This window comes from Shewanella septentrionalis (genome assembly GCF_025370265.1).
Taxonomy (GTDB): Bacteria; Pseudomonadota; Gammaproteobacteria; order Enterobacterales; family Shewanellaceae; genus Shewanella; species Shewanella hafniensis.
This window is the reverse complement of record NZ_JAMTCC010000125.1, coordinates 1-597: the sequence shown is the minus strand read 5'-3', so window position 1 is coordinate 597 and position 597 is coordinate 1. Positions and strand designations below refer to the sequence as shown.

The window sequence follows — 597 nt, the reverse complement described above, 5'->3', positions numbered from 1 at the left end:
TTTCCACCAGAACTCGATTGCGATGGCACTAAGCCACACCATGCAGATAATTGCCGGCCATTTTTAAATTGATGACCCGAACCTAATTCACTCATAAAGCTTGCTGTGACTAATGGTCCAAAGCCAGGGATCGACAGCAATGCATTGTAGCGAGGTTGGATTTGACATAGCGCTTTAATGTCGCGCTCGATTTGATTAATTCTCTCATTTAAAACACATAAATCTTCATATAAAAGTTTTAACAGGTAATGAAGCGTATGAGACAGTTCATGCTCATTATTTGCTAAAATACGGCTAAGTGACGCTTGTAATTGCAACCTGCCGACAGAGAAGATCACACCAGACTCGCTCGCTAGGCTTCGAATTTGATTGACCATGGCGGTTCGATTTTGAACGAGACGACTACGTACACAACGTAATGCTTTAATGTCTTGTTGCTCAACTGTTTTAACTGGAACCATGTGGATATTAGGTCTGAAAACCGCTTCGCATATAGCGAGGGCATCGTTGGCATCATTCTTTTGGTTTGCAACAAATGGCTTAACATGTTGAGCAGGGATCAATTGCACTTGATAACCAAGAGCTTGAAATTGTCTT

General features: G+C 41.7%; 1 protein-coding gene. It reads right to left on the bottom strand.

The genetic code is table 11. The features are described from left to right. Window positions 1-597: IS110 family RNA-guided transposase (locus NE536_RS22870; RefSeq protein WP_261274127.1), on the bottom strand; the 597-nt coding region annotated here is incomplete at both ends.